1 protein-coding gene and 1 pseudogene are annotated in these 1,584 nt (G+C 68.6%); both read right to left on the reverse strand.

All coding sequences use genetic code 11. The features are described 5' to 3' along the window. Positions 1-1,010 (reverse strand): 2-oxoacid:ferredoxin oxidoreductase subunit beta (locus tag ACZ4U1_RS40180; RefSeq protein WP_467909134.1); only part of this gene is annotated, 1,010 nt, incomplete at its 3' end. Beyond that, positions 1,003-1,584 (reverse strand): annotated as a pseudogene (locus ACZ4U1_RS40185) (2-oxoacid:acceptor oxidoreductase subunit alpha); the annotation flags it as partial. The pseudogene ACZ4U1_RS40185 and the gene ACZ4U1_RS40180, both read right to left, overlap by 8 nt.

The following is a 1,584-nucleotide window of genomic DNA, read 5'->3' on the forward strand; positions in this document are numbered from 1 at the left end:
CCCTTGCCGCGTTGTTCGATCGCGGTGTCGAGTTGTTCGGCCATCTGGGTGTCGTAGACGGGTCGTTCGACGGAGCGGAAGACTCCGATCGGGGTGTGGTGCAGGGTGTCGGGGTCGGCGAGCCGGGACAGGGCGAAGGCCGTGGTCGGGGACGCGGCGCGGGCGTCGTGGACCAGGACGTCGGCCTCGTTGTGCGCGGTGACGGTCACCACCTTGAGGTCACCGGTGTGCCGGTCGCGGACGACGCCTCGCGACCGGTCGGGGCCGAAGCGGACCGGCTGGCCGTGTTCCAGCCGGATCAGTGCTTCCTCGGCCCGCTGTTTGTCCTTGAGGGCGTCGAAGGCGCCGTCGTTGAAGATGTTGCAGTTCTGGTAGATCTCGACCAGGGCCGTGCCGGGGTGGTCGGCCGCTTGCCGCAGGACCTCGGTGAGGTGTTTGCGGTCGGAGTCGATCGTGCGTGCCACGAACGACGCCTCCGCGCCGATCGCCAGCGACACCGGGTTGAACGGTGCGTCCAGCGAGCCCATCGGCGTCGATTTGGTGATCTTGCCGACCTCGGAGGTGGGCGAGTACTGGCCCTTGGTCAGGCCGTAGATCCGGTTGTTGAACAGCAGGATCTTCAGGTTCACGTTGCGGCGCAGGGCGTGGATGAGGTGGTTGCCGCCGATGGACAGCGCGTCGCCGTCACCGGTGACCACCCACACGCTCAGGTCCCGGCGGGAGGAGGCCAGGCCCGTGGCGATGGCGGGGGCACGGCCGTGGATGGAGTGCATCCCGTAGGTGTTCATGTAGTACGGGAAGCGGGAGGAGCAGCCGATACCGGAGACGAAGACGATGTTCTCCTTCGCCAGGCCCAGCTCCGGCATGAAGCCCTGGACCGCGGCGAGGATCGCGTAGTCACCGCAGCCCGGGCACCAGCGCACCTCCTGGTCGGACTTGAAGTCCTTCATCGACTGCCGGGCCTCGGCCTTGGGGACCAGGTGCAGCAGCGCGTTGCCGGCGTCAGTCATCGATGGCCTCCTTCAGCGCCGCGGCGAGCTGTTCCGCCTTGAACGGCATGCCGTTGACCTGGTTGTAGGAGCGGGCGTCGACCAGGTACTTCGCCCGGATCAGGGTGGCGAGCTGGCCCAGGTTCATCTCCGGGACCACCACCTTGTCGTAGCCCTTCAGCACCGTGCCGAGGTTGCGCGGGAAGGGGTTGAGGTGACGCAGATGGGCCTGCGCGATCGACTCGCCGGCCGCGCGCAGCCGCCGCACCGCCGCCGTGATCGGCCCGTAGGTCGACCCCCAGCCCACCACCAGGGTCCGCGCGCCGTGCGGGTCGTCGACCTCCACGTCGGGGACGTCGATGCCGTCGACCTTGGCCTGCCGGATACGGACCATGAAGTCGTGGTTGGCCGGGTCGTAGGAGATGTTGCCCGTGCCGTCCTGCTTCTCGATCCCGCCGATACGGTGCTCCAGCCCCGGGGTGCCCGGGACCGCCCACGGCCGGGCCAGCGTCCGCGGATCCCGCTTGTAGGGCCAGAACACTTCACTGCCGTCGTCCAGGGTGTGGTTCGGGCCCTGCGCGAACTGCACCCGCAG

The organism is Streptomyces sp. NPDC028928, assembly GCF_055564915.1.